Source organism: Nocardia sp. CY41 (genome assembly GCF_009829325.1).
GTDB lineage: Bacteria > Actinomycetota > Actinomycetes > Mycobacteriales > Mycobacteriaceae > Nocardia.
The window spans coordinates 1-814 of the sequence record NZ_VUOS01000132.1 but is presented as its reverse complement, the minus strand read 5'-3'; the positions used below and the strand labels follow the sequence as shown (position 1 = coordinate 814).

Genomic DNA, 814 nt, shown 5'->3' with positions numbered 1-814 from the left:
CGTCATGCATTCCAGCTCAATCGTCCACGCGAGCATGCCGTAAACCAGTAGGGTTTCGGCAATAATGGGGAGCAGGGGAGCATCCGCCAGAAATCCGGCGGTAAACCCGACTCGGTGAGCGGGACCGGGCTGGAGGTGATTTCATGCCGCGGTGATCGGTGAGGGCATCTACGGGCAGGGAACGATTGGCAGCATCTTCACCGCGACCGTCCGACCGTCTTCCGCGCTACAGCAGATAATTTTCCAAGCCACCCCGGCATGGAAGTGGCGTTGCGCCAGGACAATTGCAGCCTGTGGCGGATAGTATGCCGCTACCTGCCATGGACTGCTACCGCCAGATTCCTGGCGGATGAGCCTCTATCCCCTGACCCGATACAGGCCTGGCCTGTCCATCAATCGATCTTGGGCTCAAGGGATCACTGCATCACCGCGTGGATGATCATGTCGGCGTGGAGGCTTGGGTGCGGGATGTCTGCTGCTCGTCAGGACGAGGTGAACCGTCATGGGTTTGGGACCGGCTTCGTGTTCAGACCAGCGCCGGTCGGCGTGGTGAGTTCTGAGCGTAGTAGGCGGACTCGAACTCGGCCGGGGTCAGGTAGTCCAGCCGGGAATGCAGGCGTGCGTTGTTGTCCCAATCGCACCACTCCATGACCGCGAGCTCGACCTCGGTGTGGGTCTTGAACGGGTGACTCCGGTTGACGACTTCGGTCTTGAACAAACCGATGATCGACTCAGCCAGAGCATTGTCATAGGCGTCTCCCACTGAACCAACCGATGCTGAGAGCCCTCGCAATGCAAGTGATTCCGTGAACCT

At 59.8% G+C, this 814-nt stretch carries 1 protein-coding gene; it reads right to left on the bottom strand.

The features are described 5' to 3' along the window. Window positions 1-526 precede the first annotated feature (526 nt). Window positions 527-793 carry an integrase core domain-containing protein gene (locus GVY64_RS37040; RefSeq protein WP_268895722.1) on the bottom strand — a complete coding sequence of 89 codons (267 nt, stop codon included), beginning with the start codon at window positions 791-793 and terminating at the stop codon, window positions 527-529. Between the last annotated feature and the right edge of the window lie 21 nt (window positions 794-814).